The 14,129-nt window shown below is 52.3% G+C and carries 19 protein-coding genes; 4 read left to right on the top strand and 15 right to left on the bottom strand.

The window, feature by feature from the left end; translation table 11 throughout:
- Positions 1-40: 40 nt before the first annotated feature.
- Positions 41-565 carry a GrpB family protein gene (locus tag EVJ22_RS08325; RefSeq protein WP_071398548.1) on the bottom strand — a complete coding sequence of 175 codons (525 nt, stop codon included), beginning with the start codon at positions 563-565 and terminating at the stop codon, positions 41-43.
- Between the two features lie 155 nt (positions 566-720).
- On the opposite strand from EVJ22_RS08325, the gene EVJ22_RS08320 reads away from it, so the two are divergent.
- On the top strand, positions 721-1,263 hold the full coding sequence (locus EVJ22_RS08320) for a TraR/DksA C4-type zinc finger protein (RefSeq protein WP_071398549.1): 543 nt from the start codon (positions 721-723) through the stop codon (positions 1,261-1,263).
- 62 nt (positions 1,264-1,325) lie between these two features.
- On the opposite strand, the gene EVJ22_RS08315 is transcribed toward EVJ22_RS08320, so the two are convergent.
- The 3 genes from EVJ22_RS08315 to EVJ22_RS08310 all read right to left on the bottom strand — a co-directional run bounded on the left by EVJ22_RS08315 (position 1,326) and on the right by EVJ22_RS08310 (position 3,464).
- Entirely contained in the window at positions 1,326-2,312 is a 987-nt protein-coding gene (locus EVJ22_RS08315) for a M23 family metallopeptidase (protein ID WP_071398551.1), read from the bottom strand.
- Between the two features lie 166 nt (positions 2,313-2,478).
- Positions 2,479-2,649 carry a hypothetical protein gene (locus EVJ22_RS15485; protein WP_158625514.1) on the bottom strand — a complete coding sequence of 57 codons (171 nt, stop codon included), beginning with the start codon at positions 2,647-2,649 and terminating at the stop codon, positions 2,479-2,481.
- Positions 2,650-2,666: 17 nt separating this feature from the next.
- Positions 2,667-3,464 (bottom strand): GNAT family N-acetyltransferase, encoded by a 798-nt coding sequence (locus EVJ22_RS08310; RefSeq protein ID WP_131443687.1) that lies wholly within the window; start codon positions 3,462-3,464, stop codon positions 2,667-2,669.
- 68 nt (positions 3,465-3,532) lie between these two features.
- Between EVJ22_RS08310 and EVJ22_RS08305 the strand changes: the two genes are divergently transcribed.
- A complete protein-coding gene (locus EVJ22_RS08305; RefSeq protein WP_131443686.1) occupies positions 3,533-4,000 on the top strand; it encodes a GNAT family N-acetyltransferase in 468 nt (155 codons plus the stop codon).
- On the opposite strand, the gene EVJ22_RS08300 is transcribed toward EVJ22_RS08305, so the two are convergent.
- From EVJ22_RS08300 to EVJ22_RS08285, 4 genes are all read right to left on the bottom strand, one after another.
- A complete protein-coding gene (locus tag EVJ22_RS08300) occupies positions 3,981-4,568 on the bottom strand; it encodes a GNAT family N-acetyltransferase (RefSeq protein ID WP_071398554.1) in 588 nt (195 codons plus the stop codon). The two genes, EVJ22_RS08305 and EVJ22_RS08300, sit on opposite strands and share 20 nt — an antisense overlap.
- A gap of 94 nt (positions 4,569-4,662) precedes the next feature.
- On the bottom strand, positions 4,663-5,265 hold the full coding sequence (locus EVJ22_RS08295) for an NUDIX hydrolase (protein ID WP_131443685.1): 603 nt from the start codon (positions 5,263-5,265) through the stop codon (positions 4,663-4,665).
- Entirely contained in the window at positions 5,262-6,275 is a 1,014-nt protein-coding gene (locus EVJ22_RS08290; protein ID WP_233589655.1) for a S66 family peptidase, read from the bottom strand. Before EVJ22_RS08290 ends, EVJ22_RS08295 begins: the two co-directional genes overlap by 4 nt.
- Before the next feature lie 66 nt (positions 6,276-6,341).
- A complete protein-coding gene (locus EVJ22_RS08285; RefSeq protein ID WP_071398556.1) occupies positions 6,342-6,647 on the bottom strand; it encodes a hypothetical protein in 306 nt (101 codons plus the stop codon).
- A gap of 147 nt (positions 6,648-6,794) precedes the next feature.
- Here EVJ22_RS08285 and EVJ22_RS08280 point away from each other — a divergent pair, with 147 nt between their 5' ends.
- Together EVJ22_RS08280 and EVJ22_RS08275 are read left to right on the top strand one after the other, a co-directional pair.
- Positions 6,795-7,109, top strand: a complete 315-nt coding sequence (locus tag EVJ22_RS08280) for a hypothetical protein (protein ID WP_131443683.1) — start codon at positions 6,795-6,797, stop codon at positions 7,107-7,109.
- Positions 7,110-7,197: 88 nt separating this feature from the next.
- Positions 7,198-7,983 carry an SDR family oxidoreductase gene (locus EVJ22_RS08275; protein WP_070329291.1) on the top strand — a complete coding sequence of 262 codons (786 nt, stop codon included), beginning with the start codon at positions 7,198-7,200 and terminating at the stop codon, positions 7,981-7,983.
- Positions 7,984-8,014: 31 nt separating this feature from the next.
- Here EVJ22_RS08275 and EVJ22_RS08270 read toward each other — a convergent pair whose 3' ends face one another.
- The 7 genes from EVJ22_RS08270 to EVJ22_RS08240 all read right to left on the bottom strand — a co-directional run bounded on the left by EVJ22_RS08270 (position 8,015) and on the right by EVJ22_RS08240 (position 14,048).
- Entirely contained in the window at positions 8,015-8,812 is a 798-nt protein-coding gene (locus EVJ22_RS08270) for a GNAT family N-acetyltransferase (RefSeq protein WP_131439532.1), read from the bottom strand.
- A gap of 81 nt (positions 8,813-8,893) precedes the next feature.
- Positions 8,894-9,961, bottom strand: coding sequence for a saccharopine dehydrogenase family protein (locus EVJ22_RS08265; protein WP_070329293.1), 1,068 nt, complete (start codon positions 9,959-9,961; stop codon positions 8,894-8,896).
- A gap of 132 nt (positions 9,962-10,093) precedes the next feature.
- Positions 10,094-10,723 carry an NADPH-dependent FMN reductase gene (locus EVJ22_RS08260; RefSeq protein ID WP_131443682.1) on the bottom strand — a complete coding sequence of 210 codons (630 nt, stop codon included), beginning with the start codon at positions 10,721-10,723 and terminating at the stop codon, positions 10,094-10,096.
- On the bottom strand, positions 10,720-11,715 hold the full coding sequence (locus EVJ22_RS08255; RefSeq protein WP_131443681.1) for a ring-cleaving dioxygenase: 996 nt from the start codon (positions 11,713-11,715) through the stop codon (positions 10,720-10,722). The genes EVJ22_RS08260 and EVJ22_RS08255 overlap by 4 nt, the downstream gene beginning before the upstream one ends.
- Positions 11,716-11,751: 36 nt before the next feature.
- Positions 11,752-12,186 carry a MarR family winged helix-turn-helix transcriptional regulator gene (locus EVJ22_RS08250; protein WP_071398562.1) on the bottom strand — a complete coding sequence of 145 codons (435 nt, stop codon included), beginning with the start codon at positions 12,184-12,186 and terminating at the stop codon, positions 11,752-11,754.
- A 145-nt stretch (positions 12,187-12,331) separates the two neighbouring features.
- Positions 12,332-13,459 (bottom strand): tetratricopeptide repeat protein, encoded by a 1,128-nt coding sequence (locus tag EVJ22_RS08245; protein ID WP_131443680.1) that lies wholly within the window; start codon positions 13,457-13,459, stop codon positions 12,332-12,334.
- A gap of 49 nt (positions 13,460-13,508) precedes the next feature.
- Positions 13,509-14,048, bottom strand: a complete 540-nt coding sequence (locus tag EVJ22_RS08240) for a ribonuclease FAU-1 family protein (RefSeq protein ID WP_071398564.1) — start codon at positions 14,046-14,048, stop codon at positions 13,509-13,511.
- Between the last annotated feature and the right edge of the window lie 81 nt (positions 14,049-14,129).

Raw genomic sequence — 14,129 nt, 5'->3', positions numbered from 1 at the left:
ACTTGTTATCTATCGTTACGAGATGAAGCGAGAAAAAGTTTCATTTCTGTTGCTGGGACAAATACCAAAGCGTCGCCACTCGCTCCGTTTCGGACACCCATTCTTGTTTTCCTTGGATGTAGCTTTCGATATCTTCCGGATGTTGGCTCGCGAGCTGTTGTTTGAGAGCGGCATATTCGGCACGTACGTCCGGAAATGCCATCAAGTAGTCCCGAAAGGCCAAATGCCGGACGACCCCTTCGTCCCCTTCCTCGAAGACGTGGACATGGACCGTCCGCACGTCCTCACCTTTGGCGAAGAAGCGCCGTCTCGGAATACCGTGCTCGCCGAAACTGCGATAACCGAGGGCCTCCATGTGGCCGATCAATCCATCGACGCGTTCGATTTGGCGAACGACCGGCATGATATCGATGATCGGTTTGGCGTCAAGACCCGGGACAGACGTGCTGCCGATATGATGAATCACAATCAGTTCACCGTCGAGCAATCGTTCGAGCCTGCTCGATTCGTCCTCAAACTTTTCCGTCCATGCTGTATCGTATTCCACAACCTCAACTTTTCTCATGTTGCTTCCTCCTTATTCCACGACAATTGACACTCATTGTCATCATACCCGTTTTCTCAAGTCTTTAGAAATCCGCTTTGCCGACAGAAAGGTTTGTCGCGTCGCAAAATGGGAAATGCTTATACTAATGAAATCAGAACTGGAGAGTGGACCGTATGTTGACACAAAAACAAATCGATACGTTCAAAGAACGTCTACTAAAAGAGAAAGCCAAGACCGAAGGGTATCTGGAAAATCGTGAAGAAGTTTACGACGAAGGAGAGTTGTCGCACTATGACAACCATCCCGCCGATTCGGGAGAAGAGCTGTTTTTACGCGAACGTGACCACGCACTCACTGAACTCGACGAAGAATTTTTAACGGACGTCGATAAGGCGCTTCTCGCCATCAAAAACGGGACGTACGGAAAATGTGAAGTGTGCGGGAAAGAAATTGAACTCGATCGGCTCGAGATTATCCCAGAAGCGACGCTTTGCATCGAACATGCACGTGAGCAGGAAGAACAAGAGCATCGAACAGACCTCGATCGTCCGGTCGAAGAAGATGTCCTCAATGCGTCTGAGACGGCTGCCCATAAACAGCTCGACGGAACAGATGACGCCGGGAAAAGTACTGACGCCTTCAGCCAAGTCGAAGACTTCGGAAGCTCGGATACAATCGCCGACACCAAAGGCAATCACGATCCAACCCGCGAATGAACGAGAGCCGCTGCAATGCGGCTTTTTTTGCGCAAAAAAACACGACGCTACGCCGCGTCGTGTCAATAAACAGCTTTGATTGGTGATGTGCCGCCGAGTACTTCCGCTACGTCCATCGGATTGACAGTATTGCCGGCCGAACTTGACGAGTAACCGTATTTTCCTTGATGCACCTCGAAATGTAAGTGAGGACCCGAAGAGTTGCCCGTGTTGCCGATTTGGCCGATGCCTTCACCTTGAAGCAACGCTTGGCCTTTCTTCACTTCGATTTTATGCATATGAGCGTAGACGGTCGTCCACTTCTGTCCGTTCAAGTCATGCTCGATGAAGACGTGCTTGCCGTAAGGACCGCTCGTCTTGACGTCGATGACCTTACCGTCAGCCGCTGCGTAGATCGGTGTCCCGACTTTGGCGGCGATATCGATCCCGTTGTGGAACGTATAACCGAATTGTCCACTAGCAGGGCCGAACCCTTGTGACAGACGTCCAGTCGCCGGAATCATAAACTGATCTGGTGCGATGGCTGCTTTTTGCTTCTTCAAATCTGTTAATTGCGCAGCTTGTGCCTTCAACTGCTTATACGCTGCCGCATGTGAAGCCTTCGCCTGTTCCCGCTCGGCCTTAACTTCGGCCTGTTGATCACTCAATTCGTCTAACGCTCGAGCAGCTTCGGCTTCTCTCGCTTTTAAATCTGTCTCGGCTTTTTCGGATTCCGCCGCTTCCGCCTTCGCGCTAGGAAGGACAGACGACAGTACTTGTTTAAACAAAGACGTCTCTTCAGGGGTCGAAGCCGTTTCGTACGCTTCGAGCTGAGTGCTTACTTGATCTAGTTTAGCTTGAAGCGCATCCGCCCGCGTCTCGACGGTCTGCACGTGATGCTTCGCCTTTTCAACCGCTTGCTTTGATGCGCGAACATTACGCTCTATCTTCTGAAGGGATTTCGTCGTCTTGACGAGCTCTTGCGGGGTAAGTTGATCTGCTGAGGTCGACGCCGGACCATTCAAAACGAGTACGCCGACACCGACAGTTAGTAAAAGTTGTTTCCACATATATTGATAAAACCTCCAAATAGGATGATTCGCTAGCTATATAAAAAGCTACAAGTGCGAATATAGCATCCCTACCTGAAAAGTTCAATATATGAAGCATTTCATTTATATGTCTAACATTTCAAAACGGTGAGCAAGCACTCTCACAAACTTCACAAATAGTTCATCACCGTTTGTCTCGCTTCATTTTTAGGACTACAAAGATAATACCCACAGCAGTTATAAACGTCACCGACGGGCCCCCGAACAGAAAGACACGGTCGATTGACGGAGACAAGTTCGTCGTCAATCCGAGAATCGTGAACAAGTTTCCGACGATGAGACCGACCATCAACATGGGAAGAAGACGTCTCATCAGACACCTGTCTCGCGCTTCACCATCTCAAACTGGGCGATGGCATCTTGTTTGAACCCGAGCGTTCGCGCCGCCTCGATCAATTCAGGACGATCCGACGTGAGCGTCAACTTGATCGGTCCATTCGCTGCGGCCGCCCGTAGGAGCCATTCCGCATCCTCATCCCGGCCGAAAACGTCGAGGAGGACGTCTGACCGGAACAAGAGCGCCCCCGTTTTGTCGCCTTCTGTGATCCGGACGAGCTCGGCTCGTTGCTGGGTCGTCCGCGCGTCCGTTTGCCAGATTGGCCGGTGCGATGCCGACGGGTAATAGCAATCGAACAGCGTCACGATCGGTTCGATCGCGCGTGTCGCTTCCGTTTCGGTCGGAACGGAGTCGAAATAAAAGATTTCGCGCACCGTCTCGTACCCGAGCCGCTCGTACAAAGCGAGTGCCGCGTCGTTGCCTTGGATGACTTCAAGTAGACGTGTCCCCGTTGCCTGCTCGTCAAAACGGCGCATCAACTCGCGGGCAATCCCTATTTTTCGAAAAGCAGGGGAGACCGCCAGACCACCACAACGCGTGACCCAACCTGTCTCTAAATGGGCCACCCCGCTCAAGACGACACCGACCGGACGTCCGTCCGCATACGCGACGATGGAGCGTGACGGTTGATTTTGATCCCGGACGAGGAAGGTCGATTCGAATCCTGTCGCATCCATGTCAAAGCGAATTATGTAATCAGAAAACCCGTCCATGAAAGCTTGATACATGTCGGATAGTGGTGCATTTTGTTGATACGAGATCTGTTGGTCCATAGTTGGTCCTTTCCAATTCATTTTTTGTATACTGAAAGTGCGCTACTTCTAATGAGGGAGGAATAACGATGTCATCCGTCACACTCGAATCGCTTCAAGACAAACACTGGCCCGTCCTCGAGACGTTCACGCTGCCGCTCGATCAAGAGAAATATACGACGTTGCCAAAAGATATCGACTCGATAATCCCGGACGGTGTGCACCCCGTCGTCATCGTGAACGATATACCCGTCGGCTTCTTTTTGTTGCACGACACCGAGCGCGTCCAATCGTACACGGACAATCCGAACGCCTTGCTCTTATCGATTTTTTCCATCAATCATCCGGCGCAAAACAACGGGTACGCCAAGTCGGCGCTTCAACAACTACCTGAATACGTCCGCCACCATTTTTCTGACAAGCAACAAGTCGTTTTGTCCGTCAATTTAACAAATGAGGCGGCGTTCTCACTCTATCGAACTGTCGGATTTACGGATACGGGACGTCGTATGGCCGGACCCGTCGGCGAACAACGAATCATGTCGCTGACGGTTTGAGTTCACCGGGCAGCATCGCATAGACGGCCGTGTCGGTCAGGCGGTTGCCATCGGCGGACAAGTCGTCGTTCCTCAGTATGCCTTCGAGTTGAAACCCTAGACGTTCTGGTATCATCCGGCTGCCCCGGTTCGTCGACTCACAACGGATCTCGATCCGTTTGAATCCGAAATGTGTAAACCCGAACCGCGTGACCGCCTCGACCGCTTCGCCCATGTATCCGTGTCCGGTATGCATCGAATGCAGCCAGTACCCGATTTCTGCCTTCGGGACGTCCCAGTCGATGCCTTGCAGACTGACCGTGCCAACGAACGTTCCCGTGTCTCGTAAAAAGATGAGATAGCGAAAACTCTCCCCTGTTACATAGAGTTCGTGGGCACGTCGTAAATTGATCTCGGTCTCTTCTAACGACGGGACCGTTTGAGCGAACGGCAACCACTGCCGGAACTCCTCATGCGAATCCCGAATCGCCGCATTCACGACATGCTCGTCTCCACTCAGCCGTGGTGCCCGCAATCGTAAGCGCGCCGACTCGATCTCGAGCGGTGTTACTGGATGTACAACTTCCATCTCGTCAATTCCCCCTCTTCACTTGCGAAAACACCAAACGAGCAGCCCACCTAAACTGAGTACGAGCAAGACGTTCAACAGTTGCCAGATGATATCAATCATCATGGCCTTCTGCTTTCTCCCAAAATGTCCGAACCCCTTCAACAACTTGGTTCCAGTATGTGTCTGGATGTGGAACGAGCGTCTCTTTCGTCACGCGTAACGTCTTTCCGGTTACGACCGAAGTTGCCTCAATCTGTTCGCGCGAACCGTCGAGCAAGGCGACGAACGCCTCGAAGTCAACTTTGCCGACGTCTGCCACTTCGTCAACGTCTAACGTGAACGCCTCCCCAGCGTACGGATAGACATATGTATGGGCGAACTCCCGGTCTAGAAACGCTCCCGTCTCAATCACGTCTTCAAAGACGCCGAGCGGGTGGAGTTGCTCAAGTGACAGTTCAATCCCGAGCTCTTCTTGTATCTCACGGACCCCGTCCCGGACCGTCTCTCCGGCAGTCAGATGCCCTGCTGCCGTGATGTCGAACAGTCCTGGAAAATCTTGTTTCGTCTCGCTGCGGAGCTGTAAGTAAAGATGCGTCGGGTCAATCATCCAGCAGTGAAACGTCTCATGCCAATCGCCGTCACGATGGACGTCGGCCCGGGGCTTCAACCCGACTCTTTTACGTGTCCGGTCGACCACGGTAATGAATTCAATCATATCGTCACTCCATTCTCTAAAAAGGTGATCGTCCCGGCGGTCGCATCGAGCTCGACGTCGATGCCGATCGGGAAGACGTGTGACGGAAACGTATGCCCGATATCGACGTTCGTCAAAATCGGGAAGTCGACGTCACCGAGCACTTCAAGCAAGAGCGCTTCGAACGAAAAAGGTGCCCCTAGCGTATCAAAATGCTCATGTTTTCCGATGATCAGGCCGTTGATTTGATCAAAGACACCGGCCAGCTTGAGCATACTGAGTGACCGTTCCTCGTCCGCCATCGTCTTGAACGAATCTTCGAGAAACAAAATGGCGCCCTCCATGTCCGGGAAGAACTCTGACTTCAAAAAGCCCGACATCGTGTTCAAATTACCACCTACCAATTTACCCTGTGCCCTGCCATCTCGTAGCGACAGCCATCCGTCATTCGGACGAAGCATCTTTGGCCGATCTTGCGTCATCCAGTCAAGCATCTCTTCAGTCCACTCCCGTGGCACGTCGAGTGAATAAGGTGCCTCGCGCTCTAGACAGAGCACGTTTCGGACGTAGCGCTCCCCATCCGCTAACATCGTCTCATACTCTCCAAACGACGGAACAATCGCCGGGCCGTAAAACGTCGTCACGCCCGTCTTCGCGTAGCAGGCGAGCAAGAGCGCCGTGACGTCGCTATAACCCATAATAATTTTCGGATGTCGACGCAGCGCTTCGTAATCAAGATACGGCAGAAGCGAGTTCGAGTTCGTTCCCCCAATCGTGCTGATGATCGCTTTGACGTCAGGATCACGCAACAAGTCATTGAATTCCGTGGCCCGGTCCTTGATTGAAGCAGACCTATAGCCTTCTGTGCGATATGTGCAGCTGCCTTCACGAACGGTAAAGCCCATTCGTCTCAGTTGGGCAATCCCCCGCTCGTAACGCTTGGGAAAGCGGTTCGGTGCCGGAAATGACGGCGTTATAATCCCAATCTTATCGCCCGGCCGTAACGCGGTCGGTTTAATGAGTGTCGACACATCTATCCCTCCATTTTGTTCCATACGTTTACTGTACGGGTTTCGAAGGGGCAACGACAACCTAAACTAAAACAGATCAGGGTCTTCCGACAATGTCCGGACTTTCCTGACTTTTCGGTGACGACCGGTCCAGCCAAGTGTCGTGAAGAAAAAACCGCCCCCGACCATACAGAACAGCGCGACCAATCCGGCCACGATGCCATCAAATCCGTAGCGCTCGCCGCTCGCGACGAGCAGTAGCGGCGAAAAGAGGAAGGAAACCACTAGCATGATCAGCCCACCCCACACCCTCCGTCTGGGAAACCCAATCGTCCACCACCCGAAAGCAATCAATCCTAAAATGATTAACCCAACCATCCCAACTAGAACCATCGTCAGCGCCTCCACTCCGCAAATTGTTTTACTATATTCCGCATCTGTCATTCAAATCCCTGTAAAAATCAGCCTATATAAATTCCTGATTCCGGGTAAATAACTAATGGAAACCATCGCACCGGGGTACCGCAGAGGAGGATCATCATGAGAGCTAGACTCATCTTTGCCTTCGCGTTCATCGGTCTTTTTTTGTTAGCAGTCTATTGGGTGAGCACGTGGAACGATCACACGCTCGACGGACGCATCGAACGGATTGAAATCCCTCAACTGATGATTGGTCCAGCCGAGACGGATATGGATGAAATCAAATTGCATACGATTTTAGTTAATGACCAGACGGAAGTGACGGGTCTTGCTAGCGACGTGCAAGAGCTTCGCGCCGGTCAACATGTGACTGTTGAGCTTGACCCAGATGCGACGCTCAACATCGCGCTATCGATTCATGTAACGTCCGATTAAACGAAGAATCGTCTTTTTTCAAGAAAACGGGCTTAATTTTTATAGAACAGTGGAATATGACAACAGGTAGCTGAAAGGAGATAAATACATGATTTCAAATACATTGTTGTCGGGTAAAGTCGCGTTTATCACAGGAGCGGCGTCAGGAATCGGACGCGCCGCTGTCATCCGGTTCGTCCAAGCAGGGGCAAAAGTCGCCATCGTCGACTTGAACCAAGAGGACTCCGAGAAGCTCGCGAGCTTGATCGGCGAGGACCGCGCCATCGGTATTAGCGCCGACGTCTCAAACGAAGACGAGATGAAGCGAGCTTATGAACAGACGGTCGAACGGTTCGGACATGTCGATATCGTGTTTGCGAACGCGGGACGGAACGGGACGATCACACCAATCGAGCACTTGTCGCTCGAAGATTGGAATGGGGTCGTCGAGACGAACTTGACGGGCACGTTCTTGACCGTGAAACATGCGATTCCCCACTTGAAAGAGAAAGGCGGCAGCATCATCATCACGTCGTCGATCAACGGGAACCGTTTCTTTAAAAACTTTGGCTTCAGCGGCTATGCGACGACGAAAGCCGGCCAGACCGGTTTTGCGAAAATGGCTGCGGCCGAGCTCGCCCAGTTCGGTATTCGGGTCAACACGATTTGTCCGGGTGCGATCGATACGAACATCGATGATTCGACGAACCGGGACGACGCGTTACTTGAAGAAATCGTCATCCCGATCGAATATCCAGAAGGCAACCAACCACTCGCCGGAAAATCAGGTACGGCGAAGCAAGTGGCCGACGTCGTCTTGTTCTTTGCGAGCAATATGTCGAGCCACGTCACCGGATCAGAAGTGTACGTCGACGGTGCCGAATCACTACTCTAACGACAACAGGTCGCCCCGCGGGGCGACCTGTTTATTTGAGGATCGGACTTTTCATAACTGCTTTTTGGTAAAACGGTGTAAAACCAAGGCGTTCCATGTTGCGTCCCGAGGCGGTATCGACTTTCGTCGTCACCGTCACGTACTCGCAACCCATCGCTTTTGCCGCGGCGACTCGCTCTAAAATGAGTTGGGTCTGATACCCTTTTCCCCGATAATCGGGAATCGTGCTCGTTAAAAACAGTTCCCCCATCCCATCCTGAACGGCGAGAATACCGCCGGCGACCGCTGTCTCGTCTTCACGGACGAGAAACGCCTGGTTTTCCGGTAACGCATAAAACCCTTTCGCCGTATCAATCGTCTCTTGCAGGACGGTCCCCGTCTCGGCGAATCCTGTCGCAATCGCCCGAGCCCATTCGTTCACGTTATCAGCGTGCACACGTTCGACACGTGTCGCTTCACTCTCTGGCAACTCAAACGTGTTCACATCGAGCAACCAGACGTCAAGAAAGTGATCGAGCGTATAGTTTCGTTCCTGCAGCAGGCGAATGAGCGACATGTCCGCGAGTGGACACACCTCAATATGTAGGCGGGACACGTTCTTACCACGGACCCACTTCTCCATTTGGTGCAGATCGTAAAAGCTCGTCGGACGGTTCAAGCCGAACCCGACCGCAAAACTCGTATTCCCCATCCGGAACACATGACCTTTATTTTCAACGATTAACTCCGAACCTTCATAGGGAGGGGTCTGTTTTCGATGCCTGATGTAGGCAGACGTCCCTTCCGCTTTGATGCGTTCGATGCGCCTGGCTAGTTCTAAGCGTTTCATCTCGTTCCCTCCCTCTAATCTTCCCTGAGTTTACCACACTTCAATTACGAACATGTTGTGATTCCGTTACAAGGCAACGCTTTAAAGGCGGACTTCATCAATCACGAACGAGGACGACCCTTCGATTTCTTCGATAAAATGCGAGCCGAACAACATCGCTGGTGTGAAGCTTCCAGGAATGACCCGGCTTGAACCGACGAGACGTTTCACGACCTCGAGCGCGCCATAGACGGTGAAGGCGTACGTGCTCGCCGTCTGAATGCGAACGATATATTTGTGTCCGTCTGCATTCGTTGCTTCGCCCCAAACATACGTCGACGACCCGTCCCGCTCCGCCTCATCCGGTCCGCTAATATGTTCATCGACATAGCGTAAGAGACGTCCTTGGACAGCGTCACTACCAAGAATCGGACTAAAGAACGACATGAGACGAGACGCATATCCGGCCACTGGGGGAACTGGGATCCATGTCGTGATGTTCGGGATTCCCGTCGTATAATACGCGGTCGAGACGTCACCCCACGGAATCGCGAGCGCTGTTTTCTTGCCGCGCCCAAAGTCGATTTGTCGACGCTTGGCCCCAAGCGGGAACGGCGACAGTTTTCCGTCTTTCCGCTCGGCACTGCTCGAGCCGAGCCCACGGATTGCTGTTTTCATCGTTCCGCGCGAAATACCGGCAGCGGCCGAGAAACCAAGGGCAAGATTCGTGGCGTCTGGCATCAATTCTTTTAGCTTTCGGGCGACACAATCGGTCGGGATGACGTCAAAGCCGACACCCGAGCACAGCAACACGCCTGCTTCTTGCGCGAGTTTGGCCCGTTTCTTCGAATGAATGTATTCGAATACTTCAATTTCCCCGGTAATATCGAGGTAATGAGTCTGTGACGCAAGGCACGCCTCGACCATCGGCTGACTCGTATCGGCGAACGGTCCAGCACAGTGCAAGACGAGGTCGATGTCAGCGAGTTCCTGCTTCGCTTTGTCGAGCGACAGACTAAAGACACGCGTCTCGCATCCGAGCTCATCGCCAAGACGCTCGATCGCGTCCGCGCGCCGCCCTGCGAGCACCGGCGTCATCCCTTCTTTTACTGCTTGCCGGGCAATCAGTTCACCCGTATAGCCGTTCGCGCCATAGATCATCCATTTCATCGTTGTTTCCTCCTTCAGGCTATATGTATGCTTCTTTTGTTCCCTTCTTTTACTGACGATACACGATGCAATCTCGAATGAACAGTAACACAAAAAAACTGATCGTCCCTAAAAGGACAACCAGTTGCTTGATTAGTTGTTCGTTGCTTCCGCTGCTTTCGTACGGACCGTCTGCATCGCTTCTGTCCACGGGACGAGCTGGTCGAGCATATCATTCACCGATTGGACTTGTACGTCTTTCGGTGCGAAGTGCGTGCCGTTCTCGAAATCTGTGAAGAGCGAGAGCGCCGGGTGGACCCGGACGTGGGCGATCAAGAGTTCGCTCAAGACACCGCGCACATGCTCAGTTGCCCGAGCACCGCCGACCGAACCGTACGAGACGATCCCTGCCGCCTTGTTATGCCATTCGTTGCGTAAGTAGTCGAGGGCGTTTTTGAGCGCGCCTGTCATCGAGTGGTTGTACTCTTGTACGATGAAGACGAAACCGTCCATCTCTGCAATCTTCTCTGACCATGCCGCGGCACCTGTCGCGTCACCGCTAGCCTCGCCGAGAAGCGGTAAGCTGTAGTCCGCAATATCGATGATTTCATAGTTCGCGTCACCGCGCTTGTCGGCGAGTTCTTTTACCCATTCTCCGACTTGCGGGCTAACGCGTCCTTCACGAGTCGATCCGAGTACGATTCCAATTTTCAACATAGTAGTTCCTCCTTGTGAGTTGGTTGATGCTTCTTGTTTACCGAACAAACGATTGAAAAAACTCATGATGGCATACCCTCATATTCTTTCTCGAACGTTTTTGTGCTCCTGACTGTATCAATCGGCCGGACCATCGCTTCGATCTGCTCACGCTTCGACTCTAAGAACGGTGGAAGCGACAATTTCTCACCTACCGTCTCATATGGTTCGTCACCCATAAATCCTGGTCCGTCGGTCGCCCATTCGAACAAGATTTGCGGTGCGACGCGTGCATACGACGATTCAAAGAAGAAACGATCAACGTAACCTGACGTCGGTAACCCGAACTGTTGAAGCCGTGCTGTCCATTCGTCGAGGACGCTGCGGTCATCGACGCGGAACGCGACGTGATGCACCGTTCCAAACCCTTGGCGTGCTTGCTGAGACGTCTCGTCATGAATGACGACGACTTGCGCTCCGTTTCCACCCTCACCTCCTTCAAAGAGATGATTGTCACCTTCTTTCCCGATTTCTTCGAACAACATGACTTCCTCCATCACTTGCTTGAAGTACGTGAAGTCAGAAATACGGATAAAGATTGGCCCGAGTCCAGTAATGGCATACTCGAGCGGAATCGGACCGTTTGGCCACGGCTCACCAGAAGCGACACCTTGATTGAACTCGTCCGAGATGAGTTGATACGCTTGGTCGTCGAAGTCGACGAACGACAGCGTCTTCTTGCCGAACTGCTCGGTGATGCCTTCATGTTTGACCTTTAACCGATCAAAACGGCGGACCCAGTAGTCGAGTGCCTGATCCGTCGGGACACGGAACGACGTCTTTGAAATCTCATTCGTCCCGTGCACGCCTTTTGGGATGCCTGGGAAGTCGAAAAACGTCATGTCCGTCCCGGCGCTACCTTTATCGTCCGCGAAGAACAAGTGATACGTCTGAATGTCGTCTTGGTTGACCGTCTTCTTGACGAGACGCATCCCTAAGACGTTCGTAAAGAAGTCATAGTTCTTTTCGGCGCTGCTCGTGATCGCCGTCACGTGGTGAATCCCTTTTACATGGTTCATCTAAATCGCTCCTTCAAAATCTTGATTTCGAGATAATTAGTTAAAAAATTTTGACGCCTCGGCACGTTTGCCGACCGTCTTCAATTGTGTGATTGTGTCATCTAAATCGAGTCCGTCGAACAACTCGTTCATCCGTTTCGTGTGTGTCGGAAAAATTTGATCCATCAAGTCGGTTCCCGCTTCAGTTAATGCGGCATATGTCACACGGCGGTCGCTTGGACAAGCTTTCCGGACCAAATAGCCTTTTGCCTCGAGTCGGTCGACGATATACGTCATGCTTCCGCTTGAGAGCAAGACTTTTTTGCCGATGATTTGAATCGGTTGGTCACCTTTATGATAGAGCAGTTCGAGTACCGAGAATTCGGTCGCGTTCAGTCCATATGCGGCGACTTCGTGTTTGACCATGTCCTGGATTGACTGCGAGGCTCGAAATAAGACGGTAATCGCTTTTAAGGCGTCTGATTGTTTCATCTGTTCCCCTCCTTTGTTGAGAGAAAACAATACTTTAAATTTAATTATCTTTAATTCGAGATAAATATAACACGGTAATTTGGATTGGTCAATCAATTCGTCTCCAAAAAAGACAAGGCCGCGTCCACAAGCCTTGTCTTCCGGATCAGTCATACGTCTCGTCGAGGTTGCGCGCATAAAACGCGATGGCGCGACGATACCGTTTAATGCTGTCATCGGGCTTAGGGTTCGCGAGCAGTTCGAGCAATGCGCCGGTCGCTTCAGTATGGCGGCCGAGGTTGTAATGCGTCATCGCCCGGAACACTTTGAGCGCGCCGATGTCCGGGAATTGTTCGATAGCCCGAGTGAACAGCTCCTCGGCATCCTCGTAACGACCGAGCGCACGGTACGTGCTGCCGAGCCCGATATACGTCTCACTGAGCTCGTGACCGCTCAGACCGAGTCGGATGGCCCGCTCATAGTGCGGGACGGCTTGACGCTCTTCGCCGAGCGAGTCATAACACCAGGCACATTGCGCGTGGAGTCGTGGATTCTTCTCATCTTGACGCAACAGCATGAGCAACAGCTGCTTCGCCCGCTCGAGCTCTCCGTTCTCGCGCAGGCGGATCGCCTCGTCGAGTCCGACCTCTTCAGGCTGTTTAACGTGAAGGTCGCTCAAATCATCGAGCCACACTTGCAGTTTCTCATAATATTTCCCGATATGGACGCCGTCGACGAGCGCGTGGTGCGCTTGAACCGAGAGCGGCATCATCATCCGGTCGCCAACTTTCGTGAATTTGCCCCAGGCGATCCGCGGAACGCTATCGTGCTGTTGGTCATTCGTCGGATGACTGATGCTCGTGAACGTGAGCCAAGGCACGCTCGTAATATAGAGCAGGCTGTCCGGCTCGTCATCTCCGACGACGACTTCTCGTTTCGCCCCGCTCATCCGCACGGCCACTTCCTCCATGAAGTCGGGAAACGCGTCTTTATACGTCGCCGTACAGAAATTGAAGACGTCATCATCCATCATGACGGTGAACGATGGATGGACGACATCATGCTCGACGACCACGTCACCGCGCATCCGGTACCTAAGTTCCGGGATGGCGTTCGCCGTCTTCACCACGCCGTATAAGAACAGCTTGAAAAATGACTGTCCGCGCGTCTTCGCGAACGTATGTAGCTTCGTCACGTCGACGTTCGCCGTCACGTTGAAATGCGGGGCGTCAAACGCCTTGAAAAACTCATAATGCTTTTTACGCGACCACTTCTCGAGATCAATTTGTTTCATCTATCTTCCCCCCTGTTCTTACACTGTACCAAAAGCAGTACGGGAAGACTCAAAGCTTTTGCTTCAACTGCTCGTAATGCTCGTTCGCTAAATCAAAATAGACGAAGTCGCGGCGTTCGATCCGATCGAGCGTCGCCTTGAAATCACGCCAGCCACGGTCGACCATCTCCGGCGTGAGCTCACCTGACTTGGCTGCCGCTTCGAACTCATCCTCGTCTTTACGGACGACGTCACCGTTCGGGAAGATGAGAATGTCGAGCAGGAGGTCATCCATGTACGGAATCCCATCCTCATACCCAATCCCTTCAACGATATCGATGTACCATTGGACGATGTTGCCCCGGTCGTCGAACATGACAGTCACCCCGAACGGTTCATGTTCTGAGAAGTACTGGAGCCACGCATAACCTGCGTCGGCGACGATGAACTCCTCTCCTTGATGCATCTTATATTGCGGGGCTCGGACGGCGTCAATTTGGAAGAGGGCGACGGTGCCCGAGAAGCGATCGTCCTGCACCTCCATTTGTGCGTATCGATTTTTTAATATTCGTTCCCAATCACGACGATTGGCAAATTTTCGTTTTGGCATCTCTCTCTCTCCTTTAGACCGGTTTCCTAAATGTGTTCGCCAAAAGTCGACATTTCCCTGTTCAATCGTACAGATTGTGTT

The organism is Exiguobacterium sp. SH0S7 (assembly GCF_004337195.1).
GTDB lineage: Bacteria > Bacillota > Bacilli > Exiguobacteriales > Exiguobacteriaceae > Exiguobacterium > Exiguobacterium aurantiacum_A.
The sequence above is the reverse complement of the archived record's forward strand: the minus strand, read 5'-3'. Positions and strand labels throughout refer to the sequence as shown.

Bases quoted from the DNA above. Each gene is read 5' to 3' on its own strand.
- EVJ22_RS08325 (WP_071398548.1), bottom strand. From the start codon at position 565: ATGAGAAAAGTTGAGGTTGTGGAATACGATACAGCATGGACGGAAAAG.
- EVJ22_RS08310 (WP_131443687.1), bottom strand. From the start codon at position 3,464: ATGGACCAACAGATCTCGTATCAACAAAATGCACCACTATCCGACATG.
- EVJ22_RS08245 (WP_131443680.1), bottom strand. From the start codon at position 13,459: ATGAAACAAATTGATCTCGAGAAGTGGTCGCGTAAAAAGCATTATGAG.
- EVJ22_RS08315 (WP_071398551.1), bottom strand. From the start codon at position 2,312: ATGTGGAAACAACTTTTACTAACTGTCGGTGTCGGCGTACTCGTTTTG.
- EVJ22_RS15485 (WP_158625514.1), bottom strand. From the start codon at position 2,649: ATGTTGATGGTCGGTCTCATCGTCGGAAACTTGTTCACGATTCTCGGA.
- EVJ22_RS08280 (WP_131443683.1), top strand. From the start codon at position 6,795: ATGAGAGCTAGACTCATCTTTGCCTTCGCGTTCATCGGTCTTTTTTTG.
- EVJ22_RS08240 (WP_071398564.1), bottom strand. From the start codon at position 14,048: ATGCCAAAACGAAAATTTGCCAATCGTCGTGATTGGGAACGAATATTA.
- EVJ22_RS08275 (WP_070329291.1), top strand. From the start codon at position 7,198: ATGATTTCAAATACATTGTTGTCGGGTAAAGTCGCGTTTATCACAGGA.
- EVJ22_RS08270 (WP_131439532.1), bottom strand. From the start codon at position 8,812: ATGAAACGCTTAGAACTAGCCAGGCGCATCGAACGCATCAAAGCGGAA.
- EVJ22_RS08265 (WP_070329293.1), bottom strand. From the start codon at position 9,961: ATGAAATGGATGATCTATGGCGCGAACGGCTATACGGGTGAACTGATT.
- EVJ22_RS08285 (WP_071398556.1), bottom strand. From the start codon at position 6,647: ATGGTTCTAGTTGGGATGGTTGGGTTAATCATTTTAGGATTGATTGCT.
- EVJ22_RS08260 (WP_131443682.1), bottom strand. From the start codon at position 10,723: ATGAGTTTTTTCAATCGTTTGTTCGGTAAACAAGAAGCATCAACCAAC.
- EVJ22_RS08295 (WP_131443685.1), bottom strand. From the start codon at position 5,265: ATGATTGAATTCATTACCGTGGTCGACCGGACACGTAAAAGAGTCGGG.
- EVJ22_RS08255 (WP_131443681.1), bottom strand. From the start codon at position 11,715: ATGAACCATGTAAAAGGGATTCACCACGTGACGGCGATCACGAGCAGC.
- EVJ22_RS08320 (WP_071398549.1), top strand. From the start codon at position 721: ATGTTGACACAAAAACAAATCGATACGTTCAAAGAACGTCTACTAAAA.
- EVJ22_RS08250 (WP_071398562.1), bottom strand. From the start codon at position 12,186: ATGAAACAATCAGACGCCTTAAAAGCGATTACCGTCTTATTTCGAGCC.
- EVJ22_RS08305 (WP_131443686.1), top strand. From the start codon at position 3,533: ATGTCATCCGTCACACTCGAATCGCTTCAAGACAAACACTGGCCCGTC.
- EVJ22_RS08300 (WP_071398554.1), bottom strand. From the start codon at position 4,568: ATGGAAGTTGTACATCCAGTAACACCGCTCGAGATCGAGTCGGCGCGC.